This is a genomic window from Arthrobacter hankyongi (assembly GCF_022012395.1).
GTDB classification, from domain to species: Bacteria; Actinomycetota; Actinomycetes; order Actinomycetales; family Micrococcaceae; genus Crystallibacter; species Crystallibacter hankyongi.
In genome coordinates, this window is sequence record NZ_JAKLTQ010000009.1 from 153,329 (window position 1) to 170,795 (window position 17,467).

Sequence of the window (17,467 nt, forward strand, 5' to 3'; positions counted from 1 at the left end):
GTGGTGGGGTGGAGTCCGGCCCGTGGTCCGCCGGGAGGGGCCTAAAGCAGGCTGACCGCCATGGCCTCCATGGCCAGGACGGGCGAGACATTGGTGCTCAGGCGCTGCCGCGCTTCGGCGATGGCGTCCATTCTACCCAGCGTCTGTTCCGGCCCGGACCGGCCGGCATAGGCCTCCAGTTCGCTGCGCAGCTGTTCGTTGATCAGCTGGGTGCCGGTCTCCAGCTGCAGGGTCAGCACGTCCCGGAAGAACGTGGTCAGGTCGATCATCACCCGGTCCAGCGAGTCGCTGACGCTGCGCTTGGCGCGGCGCTTCTGCTCCTCCTCGAGCTGCTTGAGCTGGCTGCGGATGGCCGGCGGCAGGGTGCCCGTCTCCGGGGCGCCGAGGGCACGCAGCAGCGCCTCGCGTTCGGCCTCGTTGCGGGCTTCGGAGGCGGCCGCCGCGTCCGCGTTGGCGATGTCCACCAGCTCGCCGGCGGCGATGACGGCGTCGGACACCCCGCGCAGGCGCAGCGGCAGGCGCACGATCCGGTCGCGGCGCTCGCGGGCCTCCTGGTCCGTGGCCAGCCGGCGGGCGATGCCGATATGGCTCTGCGACACCCGGGCGGCAAAGTCGGCCAGGGCCGGGTCCGCCCCGTCGCGGCGCACCAGCAGCTCGGCCACGTCCTGCTGCGGCGGCGTGCGCAGGCCCACCGGCCGGCAGCGCGAGCGGATGGTCACCAGCACGTCTGCCGGGCTGGGTGCGCACAGGATCCAGATGGTCCGCGGCGGCGGTTCCTCGATGGCCTTCAGCAGCACGTTGGTGGTGCGCTCGGCCATCCGGTCCGCGTCCTCGACGATCATGATCCGCCAGCGGCCGGAGGAGGGCTTGTCCTGGGCCTTGGCCACCCATTCGCGCACCTCCTGGATGGTGAAGGACACGTTCTCGGTGGCCATCACCATCACGTCGGCATTGGAGCCGCTCATCGCGGTGTGGCACGCGCGGCACTGGCCGCAGCCGCGGGCCGCCGGGTCCGGCTGCTCGCAGAGCAGGGCCGCGGCGAAGGCGCGGGCGGCATTGGTGCGGCCGGAACCGGGCGGGCCGGTGAACAGCCAGGCGTGGGTGGGCCGTTCCGACGCCGCGGCCCGGCCGAGCTGTTCGACGACGGCGCCCTGGCCGGGCAGGTCGGTCCAGACGCTCACGGCAGCAGCTCCGTAATCCGGCCGGCGACGGCCTCGGCGAGCTCGTCCCGGCCAGCCCGCGCATCCAGTACCAGATAGTGGTCCGGGTCCGCTACGGCCAGCTCCAGGAAGGCGGCGCGGATCCGGGAGTGGAAATCGTCCGGCTCGGACTCGAGCCGGTCCTCGGCAGCGTCCTGGGCGGTGCGGCGGTGCCGGCCCTGCTCCGGGTCGACGTCCAGCAGCACCGTCAGGTCCGGCAGCACCGCTTCGGTGGCCCACAGGTTCAGCCCGCGCACCGTGGCCAGGCCCAGGCCGCGCCCGGCGCCCTGGTAGGCGATCGAGGAGTCCATGTAGCGGTCGCAGATGACAACGTCGCCGCGCTCGAGCGCCGGCCGGATCACCTGGGCCACGTGGGCGGCGCGGGAGGCGGCGAACAGCAGCGCCTCGGTGCGCGGGTCGATGCTGCCGTGGCCGTGCTCGAGCACCAGTGCGCGCAGCTTTTCGCCGATCGGGGTGCCGCCCGGTTCGCGGGTGCGCAGCACGGTGCGCCCGGCGGCTTCCAGCCGCTGCTGCAGGGCCGCGGCCTGGGTTGATTTGCCGGCGCCGTCGCCGCCTTCGAAGGCGATGAAGACGCCCGGGTAGCTGTGCTGCGCGGCCGGGACCTCCGGCCGGGCGGACGGGAACGGGCTCTGGGAACTCACCTGTTCAGCCTACCGTTCGCTGCCTTCCCCGCACGCTTCGCGCACGGGGGCCCCGGGCAGCTCTCTGGCCGAGGGTCCCGCCGCGAGCGGGTGGGGTAGGCCCTGTCGCGTCGCTGGCGCGCCACACCGGGACCCGGCTGCCCCACCCTTGCGAGCGGTGGGAGGCGGGGAGGTGCTGCCGTCCGCTACGGGTCCCATCCACGGTGCGCAGGACACTGCTTTGGAACGAGTGTGCAGCAGACCCTTGTATGGCGCCCCCAGGCTGCGCCCGGTGCACACTCATTCACCGGATTGCGTGCCAACCGGAACGGACGCCGCCGGAACCGCCGGATTAACGGGCGCCGGGGCCACCGGACTAACCTGCTGTCATGACTGACGCCCCCTCCGCCGCCGGAAGCCACCCGGACCACCTTGCCCCCGACACCGTCGTCGTCGCTGCCGGCCGGCCCGAACGCACCCACGATGCCCCGGTGAATCCGCCGGTGGTGCTGTCGTCCACCTTCATCGGCCGGGGCGAGGTTGTGCACGGGGACCGCGCGTACGGGCGCTACTCCAACCCGTCCTGGGATCCGTTCGAGGAAACCCTGGCCGAGCTCGAGGGCTCCGGGCTGCCGGCGCTGGTGTTCGCCTCGGGCCTGGCGGCGGTCTCCGCGGCGATGTCGCTGCTGCCGCCCGGCGGCGTCCTGGTGATGCCGCAGCACAGCTACCAGGGCAGCCTGGCCGTTGCCGAACAGCTGGCCGCCCGCGGCGCCCTGACGCTGCGCACCGTGGAGATCGCGGATACCGAGGCGGTGAAGGCGCAGCTGGCCGGCGCGGGCATGCTGTGGCTGGAAAGCCCGACCAACCCGATGCTCGAGATCGCCGAGTTGCAGGTCCTGGCCGAGGCCGCGCACGCCGCCGGCGCCTTGGTGGTCGCGGACAATACCTTCTCCACGCCGCTGGGCCAGCGCCCGCTGGAAAGCGGTGTCGACGTCGTCGTCCATTCGGTGACCAAGTACCTGGCCGGCCATTCCGACGTCGTGCTCGGCGCCGTGGTGACCCCCGACGAGGAGCTGCGCGCCCGGCTGGTCGAGCACCGCTCGCTGCACGGGGCCATCGCCGGACCGTTCGAAACCTGGCTGGCGCTGCGCGGGGTGCGCACGATGGCGCTGCGGATCGAGCGCTCGCAGGCGACGGCGGCCCTGCTGGCCGAGCGGCTGCTGGGGCATCCGGCGATCGAGGCCGTGCGCTACCCGGGGCTGCCGCAGGACCCCGGGCACGAGCGCGCCAAGGCCCAGATGGACGGCTTCGGTTCGATCGTCGCGATCGTGATCAAGGGCGGCGCGGAGGCGGCGGACATGGTGGTCGAGGCGCTGCGGCTGTGGGTTCCGGCCACCTCGCTCGGCGGTGTGGAGTCACTGATCGAGCGGCGGCGCCGCCACGTGAACGAGCCGGCAAGCGTGCCGCAGGGCCTGCTGCGGCTGTCCGTGGGGATCGAAAACGCCGAGGACCTGTGGGCCGACCTGGCCCAGGCGCTGGAAAAAGCGCAGGCCTGAGGGCCCCGGTCATTCTGCGCAGCGCCATCTGCGGTTAGGCTGTAATCGTGGAGATTGTCTTTTTGCTCGAGCAGTGGTTGTGGCTGGCCCTCGGCGTGGTGGCCCTGGCCATCGAACTGTGGGCGCTGGCCGATTGCCTCAGGCGCAAGGGGGACCACTTCCAGGTCGCCTTCAAGCGGACCAAGGGTTTCTGGACCGGCCTGACGGCAGCCTCCGCGGCGGTCGGGGCGCTGGCCCTGTTCGGTTCCGGTCTGCCGACGCTGATGCTGTTCCAGCTGGCCGCGGTCAGCGTCGCCGCGGTGTACCTGGCGGACGTCAAGCCGGCGCTGAACGAGCTCAAGGGCTCCGGCGGCAGTGCCTACGGGCCCCACGGTTCCTGGTAGCCGCGCACCCTCGGCGTTCCCATCGACTTGACGGATAATGCCCGTTTCAGTGGCTGAAACGGGCATTATCCGTCAAGTCGATCTAATTTGGGGGCGACGCGGGCGCGACGGCCGGCCAGGCGACGGTCACCTCGCCCAGCCGCCAGCGGTCCGGGCCGTCCAGCAGCGGCCAGCCGGCCGCGCGCAGGGCCCGGCACATCGCCAGCCAGCGCTGCCGGTTGCCGAAGGAGGCCAGCGCCGAGGCCTCAAGCCAGGCCTGGTCCAGGGCCTGCAGGTAGCGGTGGACCGGCTCGCCTGCGACATTGCGGTGGATCAGGGCCTTGGGCAGGCGTTCGGCCACATCCGAGGGCAGCTCGAAGGCGCCGAAGCGCAGGGAAATGCTCAGCGAGAGCGGGCCCTTAGGACCGATGGCCGCCCAGCTGGCCCGCCGGCCGATCTCATCGCAGGTGCCGTCGATGAACAGCCCGCCGGGGGCCAGCCGGGCCCGAACCGTGTCCCAGTGCGCGGCGTACTCGGACTCGTCGTACTGGCGCAGCACATTGAAGGCACGCACCACGGCGGGGCGGCGGCCGTCCACCGGAATTTCGAAGCCGCCCTGCCGGAAGGACAGGCCCGGGCGCTCCAGCGGCTTGGCGCGGCGCACGCGTTCGGGTTCGATCTCGATGCCGACCACCTCGACGTCGGCGCGCACCCGGCTGAGCCGGTGGTGGAGCTCGACGGCGGTGGTCGGGGCCGCGCCGTAGCCCAGGTCCACGACCAGCGGGTCGGCGGCCTGCCGCAGGCGCCGGCCGTGCGGGCCGGCCAGCCAGCGGTCCATGCGCCGCAGCCGGTTCGGATTGGTGGTGCCCCGGGTGATGCTGCCGATGGGTTTGCCGCCGCGCCGGCTGCCGGGTCGTCCCGGGCCGGTGGGGAGGGTCAGCTGCTGGGGCACAAGGCACAAGGATAAGGGCCCGGCAGGCACGCCCCGGCCGCTGCCGCCGTCCACGTGGGCAACGTCACGCCGGGCATTGACCCGGACCACACCCGTGGCCCTGGCGTCGTCGTCGCCTCCCCGTTCGCAGCCTCCCCCGCACGCTTCGCGCACGGGGACCCCTGGCCGCTCTCTTGGCTCGCTTCGCTTCGCCGCGGGACCCTCGGCTCCTAGACTGGGGAGGGGACCGAGCACGCGGCGCTACTGCGAGAGGACTTTCCGATCATGAAGCACACCACGTTGGGCCAACTGGAGGTGTCCCGGCTGGGGCTTGGCTGCATGGGCATGTCCGCGTTCTATACCGGCGCCAATACCGACGACGCCGGCTCCGTCCGCACCATCCAGCGCGCCCTGGAGCTGGGCATCACCTTCTTCGATACGGCCGAAATCTACGGCCCCTACAAAAACGAGGAGCTGCTCGGCCGGGCGCTGGGCAGCCGGCGGGACCAGGTGGTGGTGGCGACGAAGTTCGGCACGATCCTGCACACCAAGGACGGCGGCCGCGGCCTGGACGGCAGTCCGGCCAATGTGCGGCTGTCCGTGGAAGGGTCGCTGCGGCGGCTGGGCACCGACTACATCGACCTCTACTACCAGCACCGGATGGACCCCGCCACCCCGGTCGAGGACACCGCCGGGGCACTGAAGGAGCTCATTGAGGCGGGCAAGATCCGCCACTACGGGCTGTCCGAGGCGTCGCCGGAGACCATCCGCCGCGCCCACGCGGTGCATCCGGTGACCGCGGTGCAGACCGAATACTCGCTCTGGTCCCGGGACCCGGAGGCAGAGATCCTGCCCCTGGTCCGCGAACTGGGCATCGGGTTCGTGCCGTACTCGCCGCTGGGCCGGGGCTTCCTGACCGGGACCATCCGGTCCCTGGACGGGCTGGACGAGCACGACTTCCGCCGGCACAACCCGCGGTTCGCCGGCGGAAACCTGCAGCGCAACCTGGGGATCGTCGAGGCCGTGGACGCCGTGGCCCGCGAGGTGGGGGCGACCCCGGCGCAGGTGGCGCTGGCCTGGCTGCTGGCCCAGGGCGGGCATATCGCCCCGATCCCCGGCACCAAGCACGCCGGCCGGCTCGAAGAGAATGCGGCCGCGGACAGCCTGGAGCTCAGCGCCGGGCAGCTGCAGGCCCTGGCCTCGGTCGGTACCGCGGCGGGGGACCGGTACGCCGACATGACCCCACTGAACAAGTAGGGCCGGCCGGGCGTAACCTGCCGTCCCGGCGGGCCGACGCCGGGACGGCTCGGCTAGGATTGCAGCCATGACTGCTTCCGCAAAATACAAGCTTATTCTGCTGCGCCACGGCCAGAGCGACTGGAATGAAAAGAACCTTTTCACCGGCTGGGTGGACGTGCCGCTGACCGAGCAGGGCCGCAAGGAAGCGGAGCGCGGCGGCGAACTGCTGGCCGAGGCCGGCCTGCTGCCGGACGTGCTCTACACCTCCCGGCTCAAGCGCGCCATCGTGACGGCCAACCTCGCCCTCGAGGCCGCGGACCGCAGCTGGATCGACGTCAAGCGCAGCTGGCGCCTGAACGAGCGCCACTACGGGGCGCTGCAGGGCAAGGACAAGGCCCAGATCCGCGAGGAGTTCGGCGACGAGCAGTTCATGCTCTGGCGCCGTTCCTACGACACCCCGCCGCCGGGCCTGGACGATGCCAGCGAATGGTCGCAGGTCAACGACCCGCGCTACGCGGACCTGGGCGCGGACGTACCGCGGACCGAATGCCTCAAGGACGTGCTCGAGCGCTTCCTGCCGTACTGGGAGTCGGACATTTCCGTGGACGTCAAGGCCGGCAAGACGGTGCTGGTGGCGGCGCATGGCAACTCGCTGCGCGCGCTGGTCAAGCACCTGGACGGGATCAGTGACGAGGACATCGCCGGGCTGAACATCCCCACCGGCATCCCGCTGGTGTACGAACTGGACGAGAACCTCAAGCCGGTCAAGGCCGGCGGCACCTACCTGGATGCCGACGCCGCGGCCGCGGCCATCGAAGCGGTCGCCAACCAAGGCAAAAAGTAAGGCCGGAAACCAGATACGGCGGGAGGCCGGGGCAGGTGCCCCGGCCTCCCGCCGTCGTTCTGCGGCCGGTCCTGCTTACCGCAGGCCTGTGCCGGGCCCGGACGCCCTGGTTAGGCGGGCTGCCATTCGCCGGTCACCAGGTAGGTGACCTTGCGCGCCACCGACACCCCGTGGTCCGCGAAGCGCTCGAAGTACCGGCTGGCCAGGGACACGTCCACGGTCGTCGGTGCCGAGGCGGCCCAGTCCGGGGAAGCAATGGCCGTGAAGACCCCGGCATGCAGCTCGTTGACCCGGGCATTGTGGGCGTTGATCTCGTTGGCCAGCTTCAGGTCCCGGTTATCCAGCAACCCGGTGAGCTTGCGGGCAATGGCGATGTCCAGTTCGGCCATCTCGGCGAAAGTGTCCTTCATGGACTCCGGTACCACGTGCTCCGGGAACCGCATCCGGGCCAGCTGGGCGACGTGCCGCGCCAGGTCGCCCATGCGCTCGAGCGAGGCGCTCATCCGCAGCGCACCGACGATCATCCGCAGGTCCGAGGCGACCGGACCCTGCAGCGCGAGAATGTCGATGGCCCGTTCGTCCAGGTCCCGCTGCAGGAAATCGATCCGTGCGTCCGCGGCAATGACGTCCTGCGCCAGTTCGGTGTCCGCCATGGTGAAAGCCTCGTTGGCCTTCTCCATGGCTTCGGTGACCAACTGGGCAATCTCGATCAGTTCCTCGCCTACCTGGTGAAGTTCGGCCTGGAAAACCTTGCGCACTGAGAGATCCTTTCGATAGCCCTAAGCTCGGCGGTGGTCATAGGCATGGCCACCATAGTTGGACGCTGCCAGTGCAGCATGAACTGCCGGCATGCTTTTTATGAACGTTAGTTGAACCCCCGTCCGAAAGCCACAAAGGGGCGTGGGGCCCGGAAACCAGCCGTTAAGCTGGTTACGTGACTCCACTGATCATCGCGCTGCTTTCGGGGCTCATCGGCCTCGCACTGGGTGCCTTTGGCGTCCTGGCGTTCCACCTGAGCGAGCGCCAGCGGCGGGAGCGCGTCGAGGTCGGGGAGCCGGTGCTGCCCGAGGGGGCCGCCGAGGTGCTCTCGGTGATCGGGCGGGCCTACGTGATCGTGGATGTGATCGACGGCGTGGTCCGGGCCAGCCCCGCCGCCTACGCCTTCGGGCTCGTCCGCGGGCACACGGTGGTGCACAAGGAGCTGCTGGAGCTGACCGGCCGGGTGCGCCGCGACGGCGTGATCGAGGAACGGCAGCTGGAGCTGCCGCGCGGGCCGCTGGGCCAGGGCACCATCATCGTCCAGGTCCGGGTTGCGCCGATCGGGGACGAGTACATCCTGCTGCTGGCCGATGACCGGACCGAGATCACCCGGACCGAAGCGATGCGCAACGACTTCGTCGCCAACGTCTCGCACGAACTGAAGACCCCCGTCGGGGCCATTTCCCTGCTTGCCGAAACGATTGAGGGCGCCGCCGACGACGAAGTCGCCGTGCGCCGGTTCGCCAAACGCATGCAGAAGGAATCGGTGCGGCTGACCGCGCTGGTCCAGGACATTATCGAACTGGGCCGGCTGCAGGGCGCCGACGTGGTGCGGAGCGGCAGGCCGGTGGACCTCAACGCCGTGGTGGCCGAGGCGGTGGACCGGAACAAGCTGCCGGCCGAGGCCAAGGACATCAGCATCGTCGTCGGCGGGAAGCTGTCCCTGCCCGTCTTCGGGGACCAGGACCTGCTGATGACGGCGCTGCGCAACCTGATCGACAACGCGATCCGCTACGCCCCGGAGCACACCAAGGTCGGGGTGGGACTGCGCTCGCGCGAAGGGCTGGCGGTCATCTCGGTGACCGACCAGGGGCCGGGCATCCCGCCGGACGAGCAGGAGCGTATCTTTGAACGCTTCTACCGGGTGGATGCCGCCCGGTCCCGCCAGACCGGCGGCACCGGCCTGGGGCTGAGCATCGTCAAGCACGTCATCGCCCAGCACGGCGGCGAAGTGTCGGTCTGGTCGCAGCCGGGCCAGGGATCCACCTTTACCGTGCGCCTGCCCGAAATGGAGCAGGACCTGGATGAAGGCCAGGCCGGGGACACCCCGGCCAGCCAGCGCACCGATGGTGCCGAAGATAGCCGCGAACAAGGAGTGAGTGCTTGACCCGCATTTTGATCGTCGAGGACGAAGAGTCGCTGAGCGATCCGCTGAGCTACCTCTTGGACAAAGAGGGCTTCGAAGTGGAAGTAGTCGACAACGGCCTGGACGCGATCGTCGAATTTGACCGCTCGGGAGCGGACCTGGTGCTGCTGGACCTGATGCTGCCGGGCCAGTCCGGCACCGAGGTCTGCCGCCAGCTGCGCCAGCGCTCGAACGTCCCTGTCATCATGCTGACCGCCAAGGACGCGGAGATCGACAAGGTGGTCGGGCTGGAGCTCGGCGCCGACGACTACGTGACCAAGCCCTATTCGTCCCGGGAGCTGGTTGCGCGCGTGCGCGCGGTGCTGCGCCGCCAGGCCGAGCCGGAGGAACTGATTTCCAACACCGTGCAGTCCGGGCCGGTGCGGATGGACATCGAACGGCACGTGGTCAGCGTCAACGGGGAGCAGGTTGCCCTGCCGCTGAAGGAATTCGAGCTGCTGGAAATGCTGCTGCGCAATTCGGGCCGGGTGCTCACCCGCGGCCAGCTGATCGACCGCGTCTGGGGCTCGGACTACGTGGGGGACACCAAGACCCTGGACGTCCACGTCAAGCGGCTGCGCGGCAAGATCGAACCGGACCCCTCGGTGCCGCGCTACCTGGTCACGGTCCGCGGGCTGGGCTACAAGTTCGAGCCGTAAGGGCCGCCTGCCCACTGAGCCAACGCGAGGGCCGCATCCGGATCGGATGCGGCCCTCGCGCGTTGTCCTGGTTTCCGCGGTGCCGGCCGGGGCGGCGTCCGACGACGGCGCCCCGGCCCCGGCTGCCTGGTTACGGGGTGTGGGTGGTTGCCTCGGGTGCGGCGGTGGCTTCGCCGCTCGGCGTGGCTTCCCCGGTCGGGGCCGCGGTGCTGGTCGGCTTCGGGGACTCGAGGTACGGGCCGTATTCGACCAGCGAGTCGTTCAGGACCGGGACCTGGAGTTCGGAGGAGTCCGAGTTGACCCGCAGGGTCATCGGTACCAGCGCACCCGGCGCGGCGCCGAGGGCGTTCAGGGTGGTCGCGTTCGCCTTGTCCTCGAACCGGATCTGGCCGTTGGCGGGAACGGTCACGCTGGCGGTCGAGGAGGCGGCGGTCAGGTTCAGTTGGACCGGGGAATCCGAGGTGTTGATGGCGGTGCCCAGGATGCGGCCGGAGGACTGGGGGTCCTCGGAGACGACCAGCAGGTTCCGCAGGTTGACCGGGCCGACGCTGGCCACCAGGCCGTCGCTGGCCGCGTACTCCCGGGTGGTTGCCTGCTCGTTGACCGCGCTGCAGCCGGCGGTCCCGAGGAGTGCAAGGACTCCTGCACCAACTACAAGGGCGCGCTGGACACGGTTCTTCGGCGCAATTTTCACGGCAGAAACTCCTCAACTAAAGCCCGGTCCCGACGGGACGACAGGTGAACACAAGTCAGCCCCCAGCCTATCGGGAAAACCCGGAAAAGTAGGATTCAGGCCGCGTAAGACAGCCGTGTCGAAGCATCAAAAAGGCGATCCGTCAAGAGGGCTGCGCCGCCCAGTTTGCCCCGCCGAGGGGCTCCGATCGGCTAAATCTCGCGGAAGTAGCCCCGGTATCCATGCTAAACTGGTCTGCGGGAAAGGGGATTATCCACATGGTATTTGAGGTCGGCGAAACGGTAGTTTACCCTCACCACGGTGCAGCCAAGATCGAGGAGATCAAGATGCGCACCATCAAGGGCGAAGAGAAGATGTATCTCAAGCTCCGGGTTGCACAAGGTGATCTGACAATCGAGGTTCCGGCGGAAAACGTCGATCTCGTGGGTGTCCGCGACGTCGTGGGCCGGGAAGGCCTCGAGCACGTGTTCGACGTGCTGCGTGCAGAGTTCACCGAGGAGCCCACCAACTGGTCCCGCCGCTACAAGGCGAACCTGGAGAAGCTTGCTTCCGGCGATGTCATCAAGGTGGCCGAGGTCGTCCGCGATCTGTGGCGCCGCGACCATGACCGCGGGCTCTCGGCCGGCGAGAAGCGCATGCTGGCCAAGGCCCGCCAGATCCTGATTTCGGAACTGGCGCTGGCGGAGAAGACCGACGAGGAGAAGGCAGCCGAGGTGCTGGACGGCGTGCTCGCCTCCTAAAGCTTTCGCCCGGCCGCCCGCAGGCGGCCGGTGACATGCCGGGTTTTTTATGGAGGCCGGACCCCCTGGGGTCCGGCCTCCCGTTTATTGGCCGGGGCGGCTGCGGATATCCGGCCGGTTGCTCCGGTATACGCTGGGAAGATGTCCAGCAGTTCCCCCCACCCGGCGCCCGCGGTGCCGAAGGTTGCCGTCATCATCGTCGCTGCCGGCTCCGGACAGCGGCTGGGCTACGGCCTGCCCAAGGCACAGGTGCCGCTCGGCGGCCGGACCATCCTGGAATATGCCCTGCAGGGGGCCGTCGAGTCCGGGGTCGCCGACAGGATCTGTGTCGCCGTTCCGGCAGGAGACACCGCGCTGCGGGCGATCTGTGCCCGGTTCCACAGCCCGGTGCCGATCAGCACCGTCGACGGCGGGGCAAGCCGGAGCGAATCCGTCCGCCGCGCGCTTGCCGGCATCGGCGGCGGGCCCGGCGGCGTGCTGGTCCACGATGCGGCCCGCGCGCTGACGCCGCCGGAGGTCTTCCGCCGGGTGGCCCGCGCGCTGGCCGGCGGGGCCAGCGCGGTGGTCCCGGCCGTCGCCGTCGTGGACACCATCAAGACCGCCGCGCCCAGCGGCCCGGACCAGCAGCAGATCGCCGCCGAAAAGGTCGCCGGCACGCCGGACCGCTCGCTGCTGCGCGCCGTCCAGACCCCCCAGGGGTTCGACGCCGCCACGCTGGCCGAGGCCCACCGGAACGCGGCGGGGCTGGACCCGGACGGCATCACCGACGACGCGATGCTGCTGGAGACAATCGGCCAGGAGGTCTTCCTGGTCAACGGCTCGCCGCTGTCGCTGAAGATCACCAGCCCGCTGGACCTGGTCGTGGCCGAGGCCCTGCTGGCCGGCCAGCAGCCCAAACGGATCATGGAAGGCTGAGCATGCCCGACGAACCACAGGTTGCCCTCCCGCGCACCGGCATCGGCGTGGATGTCCATGCCTTCGCCCCGGCCGGCGACGAGCGCCCGCTCTGGCTGGCCGGCCTGCGCTGGGACGGCGAGCGCGGGCTGTCCGGCCATTCCGACGGCGACGCGGTGGCGCACGCGGCCGCCGACGCCTTGTTCTCGGCCGCCGGCCTGGGGGACCTCGGCACGCACTTCGGCACCGACCGGCCCGAATACGCCGGCGCCGCGGGCACCACGCTGCTGGCGGAAGCGGCCCGGATCGTCCGGGAGGCGGGTTTTGGCATTGGCAACATCGCCGTGCAGCTGGTAGGCAACCGGCCGAAGTTCGGCCCCCGCCGGGATGAGGCCCAGGCCGCGCTGTCCGCGGCCGCCGGCGCGCCGGTCTCCGTCTCGGCCACCACCAGCGACGGTCTGGGCTTCACCGGCAGAGGCGAGGGGATCGCCGCGGTGGCCACCGCCGTCGTCGTGCCCCTCGGGCAGTGAGCGTTAAGCCCCCGGCCTTGCCGCCCAGCTTTACGCTTCAAGCAACGCATTGTGCGAGGTCAGTGCGTTGCTTAAAGCCGGGAACGAACGGTTGAAGCAGAGAAGTCCGGTTCCGCAGGACCCGGTTGAGGCCGCCCCGCACCTCATCCGTGCCATCCATGCCGCCCCTGCCGGCTCGCGGCGGGGCCCTCGGCCAGGGAACTGCCCGCGGTCCCTGTGTGCGAAGCACATGGGGAAGGCCGTGAGCGTTAGGCTGGACCGGTGAGCCTGAGAATTTATGACACCGCCACCGCCGAGGTCCGCACCTTCGTCCCGCTGCAGCCGGGCAAAGTCGGTCTGTACTACTGCGGGGCCACGGTGCAGGGGGATCCGCACGTGGGCCACATCCGCTCCGGCATTGCCTTCGACCAGCTGACCCGCTGGCTGCGCGCCAGCGGCTACGAGGTCACGGTGGTGCGTAATGTGACGGATATTGACGACAAGATCCTGGCCAAGTCCGCCGCTTCCTTCCAGGCGTTCGATCCGGCGGACCCGGACGCGCCGGCGGTGCCGAACGAACCGTGGTGGGCGCTGGCGTACCGCTACGAGCAGGTCTTCCAGCGCGCCTACGACGTGCTCGGCGTGCAGCGGCCCACCTACGAGCCGCGCGCCACCGGCCACATCACGGAGATGCACCAGCTGATCCAGCTGCTCATCGACCGCGGGCACGCGTATCCGGCCGCCGACGGCTCCGGCGATGTCTACTTCGACGTACGTTCCTGGGATAAGTACGGCAGCCTGACCCGCCAGCGGATCGAGGACATGCAGGCCGCCCCCGACGTGGAGCCCGAGTTCGCCGGCCGGAAGCGGGACCCGCGCGACTTCGCGCTGTGGAAGGGCTACAAGGACGGCGAGCCGGCGACGGCGGCCTGGCCGAGCCCGTGGGGCGCGGGCCGTCCGGGCTGGCACGTGGAATGCTCCGCCATGGTGACCAAGTATCTGGGCACCGAGTTCGACATCCACGGCGGCGGGCTGGACCTGCGCTTCCCGCACCATGAGAACGAGATGGCGCAGTCCCAGGCCGCCGGGCACGGCTTCGCCAGCTTCTGGATGCACAACGGCATGGTCACCTTCGAGGGCGAGAAGATGTCCAAGTCGGTGGGCAACATCGTCACGCCCACCGAGATGCTCGAGGTGGCCGAGCCGCTGGTGGTGCGCTACTACCTCGGGCAGGCGCACTACCGCTCGGCGCTGGACTACAACCCCGGTTCGCTGGCCGAGGCGGCCGCGGCCGTCGAACGGATCGAAGGGTTCATGCAGCGGGCGCTGAAGTTCGCCTCGGAAGGCGAGGCGGCCAGGCAGGTTGGCGCTTTCGTGGCCGGCCCCGTTCCCGCAGCCTTCCGCGACGCGATGGACGATGACCTGAACGTGCCGCAGGCACTGGCGGCCGTCCACGAGGCTGTCCGCCGCGGCAACACTGCCTTGGGTGCCCAGGACAAGGACGCCGTGCTTGAAGCGCTGCGGGAGGTCTGGGCGATGACGGACGTGCTGTTCATCAATCCGCTGGACGAACACTGGAGCAAGGGTGGCGGGGAGGCGGAGTACCGGGCGCTGGACATGCTGGTCCGTTCCCAGCTCGAGGAACGCCGTGCCGCGCGCGAGGCCAAGGACTGGGCCCGCGCCGATGCCATCCGCGATACGCTCGCCGAGGCGGGCATCCTGGTGGAGGACTCCGTGGACGGTGCGGCCTGGAGCCTGGGCGACCGGTAAACTCTTAGTCATCGGGTATTTCCATGCGCCGGCTACCGCCGGCCGCGGCGGAACCGATTCGACATTCCTGATCCCTGATTTCTGACCGAAGGTTACAACCATGGCCAACAAAGGACGCCCGGGCGCCATCCGCAAGAAGAAGAAGGGCCCGACGACGGGCACCGGCGGCCACGGACGCAAGGCCCTGGAAGGCAAGGGCCCCACGCCCAAGGCCGAGGACCGCGTCTACCACAAGGCCTACCGGGCCAAGCAGCTCTCCGAGCGCTCCGCGGCCAAGCGCCAGGCCCCGGCCCAGCGGACTGCTTCCCGCGGCCGCCGTTCGTCGGATGAAGTGGTGACGGGGCGCAATTCCGTGGTGGAGGCCCTGCGGGCCGGGGTGCCGGCGAAGGCGCTGCACGTGGCTGTCCGGATCGAAGTGGACGACCGGGTCAAGGAGTCCCTGAAGCTCGCGGCCGAGCGCGGCATTCCGGTGATGGAATCGCACAAGCCGGAACTGGACCGGATGACCGACGACGCGGTCCACCAAGGCCTGGTCCTGCAGGTTCCGCCGTACGAATACGCGGACGCGCTGGAGCTGGCCGAAGAGACGATGGCCAAATGGACGAAGGGCTACATCCGCAATGCCCCGCTCCTGGTGGCCTTGGACGGGGTCACCGACCCGCGCAACCTCGGCGCCATCATCCGGTCCGTGTCCGCGTTCAGCGGCCACGGAGTGGTGGTTCCCGAGCGCCGCGCCGCCGGCATGACGGCCTCGGCCTGGAAGACCAGCGCCGGTGCGGCGGTCCGCGTGCCGGTGGCCCGCGCCGCGAACCTGAACACCGCACTGAAGGCCTACAAGGACCTGGGCATCTTTGTCCTCGGCCTCGACGGCGGCGGCGACGTGTCCCTGCCCGGGCTGCAGCTGGCCACCGAGCCGGTGTGCATCGTGGTCGGCTCCGAGGGCAAGGGGCTGTCGCGGCTGGTGCGCGAGAACTGCGACCAGATTGTCTCCATCCCGATCGACTCCGATATGGAATCGCTGAACGCCTCCATGGCCGTGGGCATCAGCCTCTACGAAGTCTCCAGACAGCGCGCCGCCCAGTAGCGGCCCGGACGGCAGGAACAAGGCGGCCCATTGGTCCAACGGAATGCGCGCACCCAGTCCCGGCCGGTCCGGCCGGCCCGCCCGTCGCGGCATTTTCCGCTCGGGGTTTCCCCGGCGGTGCCGGCCGGGGAGCCCGGCGCGGCGGACGGCGCGGTCAACGTCGCGGTCTTCGCCCCGGACATCCGGGCGATGGACATCTACTTCCAGGACGCCGCCGGCGGCTGGGAGGCCGTGCTGCTGCACGAGCACACCGACGGTGTGCACCACGGCACGGTGGACGGCCTGCAGGAAGGCTGCCGCTACGCCTTCTGGCCGCACGGGGCGCCGCTGCCCGGCGGCGGCGCAGGCCAGCTGCTGCTGGATCCCTACGGCCGCGGCATCGAAAGCGACGGCGGATCCTGCTACTCGGTCTACGTCGGTTCCGGTTTCGACTGGGACGGCGATGCTCCGCTGCGCACCGAGTGGCGGGACACCGTGGTCTACGAATGCCACGTCAAGGGCCAGACCATGCTGCACCCGGGGATCCCGCCCGAACTGCGCGGCACCTACGCCGGCCTGGCCCACCCGGTGATGCTGGACTACCTGACCAATCTGGGCATCACCGCCGTGGAGCTGCTGCCGGTGCACTTCCACACCGACGAGCCGCACCTGCAGGAGCTGGGGCTGTCCAACTACTGGGGCTACAACACCTTGGGCTTCTTTGCCCCGCATGCCGGCTACGCCACGGCCGCGGCCCGGGTTGCGGGCGCCAAAGCGGTGCAGGACGAGTTCAAATCCATGGTCAGGGCGCTGCACGCCGCCGGCCTGGAAGTCATCCTGGACGTGGTGTACAACCACACGGCCGAAGGGCAGGAGGACCAGCCGGCGCTGTCCTTCCGCGGGCTGGCCGACGAGATCTACTATCGGCATGACGCCAACGGCTACTACCTGGACACCACCGGCTGCGGCAACACGCTGGACTTCAGCGAGCCGCGGGTGGTCCAGCTGGCGCTGGATTCGCTGCGGCACTGGGTGAGTGAATACCACATCGACGGTTTCCGTTTCGATCTGGCCGTGTCGCTGTGCCGGGACGGCCGCGGCCATTTCAACCCGGCCCACCCCTTCCTGGTCACCGTCGGGGCGGACCGCGCACTGACCGGCGTCAAGCTGATCGCCGAACCGTGGGACGTGGGTCCCGGCGGCTGGCAGACCGGCAGGTTCCCGCCGGGCTGGGCCGACTGGAATGACAGGTTCCGCGACAGTGTCCGGGACTTCTGGCTGGCGGACCGGCACCCGCTGAACCACGGCAGTCCACAGGGCTCGGTGGCGCGGCTGGCCAACGCGGTTTCGGGCTCGGCGGACCTGTTCGGCCCGTCCGGACGCAGTTCGCTGGCCTCGCTGAACTATGTCACCGCCCATGATGGGTTCACGCTGGCGGACCTGGCCGCCTACGACCGCAAGCACAACGAGGACAACGGCGAGGAAAACCGGGACGGCCAGAACGACAACCGCAGCTACAACCACGGTGTCGAGGGCCCGACCGGCGACAGCCGGATCCTGGACTCCCGCGCACATTCGGCCCGCACCATGATGGCCACCCTGTTGCTGTCCCTGGGCGTTCCGATGATCACTGCCGGGGACGAGATCGGCAGGACCCAGCACGGGAACAACAACGCCTATTGCCAGGACAGCGCGCTGTCCTGGGTCAACTGGGTGCTGGATGACAGCCAGGAGCAGATGCTCAAGACCACCCGCCGGCTGATCAAGCTGCGCAAATCCTTCCTCGGGCACCAGCCGTACAGCTATCCGGCCCGCGCCGACGACGCCTACCTGTTCTGGTTCAACGAGCGCGGCGAGCCGATGACCACGGACGAATGGGAGGACCCTGCGACCCGGGTGGTCCAGGTGCTGCTGGGATCCCCGGGCGGGGCCAACGACGGCCTGCTGGTCTTCAATGGTTCGGGCGGCAACCGCAGGATCACGATGCCGGCGGCGCGGTGGCGCACCGGAACGGGGCCGGCGGCCGAGCGGGAAATGTTCGAGCTGCTCTTTACCTCGTCCGAGATGGGCGACCGCCGCCGCGGAGCCAGGATCCGCGGCGGCGAGCACGAAATGGTCGGCCCCTGGTCGGTGGCGGCCTACAAAATCTGACCCACCCGGCCAAAATCTGATCCATCTGACACGTAACGCCCTTCCCAGGCC

General features: G+C 69.9%; 17 protein-coding genes. 12 read left to right on the top strand and 5 right to left on the bottom strand.

Annotation, left to right across the window (positions count from 1 at the left end; genetic code table 11):
* Positions 1 to 41: 41 nt before the first annotated feature.
* Positions 42 to 1,181, bottom strand: a complete 1,140-nt coding sequence (locus LVY72_RS13655; protein WP_237821751.1) for a DNA polymerase III subunit delta' — start codon at positions 1,179 to 1,181, stop codon at positions 42 to 44.
* Positions 1,178 to 1,786, bottom strand: a complete 609-nt coding sequence (gene tmk / locus LVY72_RS13660; RefSeq protein WP_237821781.1) for a dTMP kinase — start codon at positions 1,784 to 1,786, stop codon at positions 1,178 to 1,180. The genes LVY72_RS13655 and tmk overlap by 4 nt, the downstream gene beginning before the upstream one ends.
* A gap of 443 nt (positions 1,787 to 2,229) precedes the next feature.
* Between tmk and LVY72_RS13665 the strand changes: the two genes are divergently transcribed.
* Both LVY72_RS13665 and LVY72_RS13670 read left to right on the top strand, forming a co-directional pair.
* Complete coding sequence (locus LVY72_RS13665; RefSeq protein WP_237821753.1) at positions 2,230 to 3,396, top strand: trans-sulfuration enzyme family protein; 1,167 nt, start codon at positions 2,230 to 2,232, stop codon at positions 3,394 to 3,396.
* Between the two features lie 47 nt (positions 3,397 to 3,443).
* Complete coding sequence (locus LVY72_RS13670; protein ID WP_237821755.1) at positions 3,444 to 3,779, top strand: DUF2516 family protein; 336 nt, start codon at positions 3,444 to 3,446, stop codon at positions 3,777 to 3,779.
* Between the two features lie 82 nt (positions 3,780 to 3,861).
* Here the strand turns inward: LVY72_RS13670 and LVY72_RS13675 are convergent, their stop codons facing one another.
* Positions 3,862 to 4,710, bottom strand: coding sequence for a class I SAM-dependent methyltransferase (locus LVY72_RS13675; RefSeq protein ID WP_372463710.1), 849 nt, complete (start codon positions 4,708 to 4,710; stop codon positions 3,862 to 3,864).
* 264 nt (positions 4,711 to 4,974) lie between these two features.
* Between LVY72_RS13675 and LVY72_RS13680 the strand changes: the two genes are divergently transcribed.
* Both LVY72_RS13680 and LVY72_RS13685 read left to right on the top strand, forming a co-directional pair.
* Positions 4,975 to 5,946: an aldo/keto reductase gene (locus tag LVY72_RS13680; RefSeq protein ID WP_237821757.1), complete on the top strand. Its 972-nt coding sequence runs from the start codon at positions 4,975 to 4,977 to the stop codon at positions 5,944 to 5,946.
* 67 nt (positions 5,947 to 6,013) lie between these two features.
* On the top strand, positions 6,014 to 6,772 hold the full coding sequence (locus LVY72_RS13685; protein WP_237821759.1) for a phosphoglyceromutase: 759 nt from the start codon (positions 6,014 to 6,016) through the stop codon (positions 6,770 to 6,772).
* 110 nt (positions 6,773 to 6,882) lie between these two features.
* Here LVY72_RS13685 and phoU read toward each other — a convergent pair whose 3' ends face one another.
* Entirely contained in the window at positions 6,883 to 7,530 is a 648-nt protein-coding gene (phoU, locus tag LVY72_RS13690) for a phosphate signaling complex protein PhoU (protein WP_237821761.1), read from the bottom strand.
* Positions 7,531 to 7,715: 185 nt separating this feature from the next.
* Between phoU and LVY72_RS13695 the strand changes: the two genes are divergently transcribed.
* The gene (locus LVY72_RS13695) at positions 7,716 to 8,918 is read left to right on the top strand and encodes a sensor histidine kinase (RefSeq protein WP_237821786.1); all 1,203 of its coding nucleotides are present in this window, start codon (positions 7,716 to 7,718) and stop codon (positions 8,916 to 8,918) included.
* Positions 8,915 to 9,595 carry a response regulator gene (locus tag LVY72_RS13700; protein WP_237821763.1) on the top strand — a complete coding sequence of 227 codons (681 nt, stop codon included), beginning with the start codon at positions 8,915 to 8,917 and terminating at the stop codon, positions 9,593 to 9,595. Before LVY72_RS13695 ends, LVY72_RS13700 begins: the two co-directional genes overlap by 4 nt.
* 130 nt (positions 9,596 to 9,725) lie before the next feature.
* On the opposite strand, the gene LVY72_RS13705 is transcribed toward LVY72_RS13700, so the two are convergent.
* Entirely contained in the window at positions 9,726 to 10,289 is a 564-nt protein-coding gene (locus LVY72_RS13705; protein WP_237821765.1) for a hypothetical protein, read from the bottom strand.
* Between the two features lie 257 nt (positions 10,290 to 10,546).
* Here LVY72_RS13705 and LVY72_RS13710 point away from each other — a divergent pair, with 257 nt between their 5' ends.
* From LVY72_RS13710 to glgX, 6 genes are all read left to right on the top strand, one after another.
* A complete protein-coding gene (locus tag LVY72_RS13710; protein WP_237821767.1) occupies positions 10,547 to 11,029 on the top strand; it encodes a CarD family transcriptional regulator in 483 nt (160 codons plus the stop codon).
* A gap of 141 nt (positions 11,030 to 11,170) precedes the next feature.
* Positions 11,171 to 11,944, top strand: a complete 774-nt coding sequence (ispD, locus tag LVY72_RS13715) for a 2-C-methyl-D-erythritol 4-phosphate cytidylyltransferase (RefSeq protein WP_237821769.1) — start codon at positions 11,171 to 11,173, stop codon at positions 11,942 to 11,944.
* A gap of 2 nt (positions 11,945 to 11,946) precedes the next feature.
* The gene (gene ispF, locus LVY72_RS13720; RefSeq protein WP_237821771.1) at positions 11,947 to 12,453 is read left to right on the top strand and encodes a 2-C-methyl-D-erythritol 2,4-cyclodiphosphate synthase; all 507 of its coding nucleotides are present in this window, start codon (positions 11,947 to 11,949) and stop codon (positions 12,451 to 12,453) included.
* 261 nt (positions 12,454 to 12,714) lie between these two features.
* Positions 12,715 to 14,202, top strand: coding sequence for a cysteine--tRNA ligase (cysS, locus tag LVY72_RS13725; protein ID WP_237821772.1), 1,488 nt, complete (start codon positions 12,715 to 12,717; stop codon positions 14,200 to 14,202).
* A 100-nt stretch (positions 14,203 to 14,302) separates the two neighbouring features.
* On the top strand, positions 14,303 to 15,286 hold the full coding sequence (gene rlmB, locus LVY72_RS13730; RefSeq protein WP_237821774.1) for a 23S rRNA (guanosine(2251)-2'-O)-methyltransferase RlmB: 984 nt from the start codon (positions 14,303 to 14,305) through the stop codon (positions 15,284 to 15,286).
* Between the two features lie 189 nt (positions 15,287 to 15,475).
* Complete coding sequence (glgX, locus tag LVY72_RS13735; RefSeq protein ID WP_237821788.1) at positions 15,476 to 17,416, top strand: glycogen debranching protein GlgX; 1,941 nt, start codon at positions 15,476 to 15,478, stop codon at positions 17,414 to 17,416.
* The last annotated feature ends 51 nt before the right edge of the window (positions 17,417 to 17,467 follow it).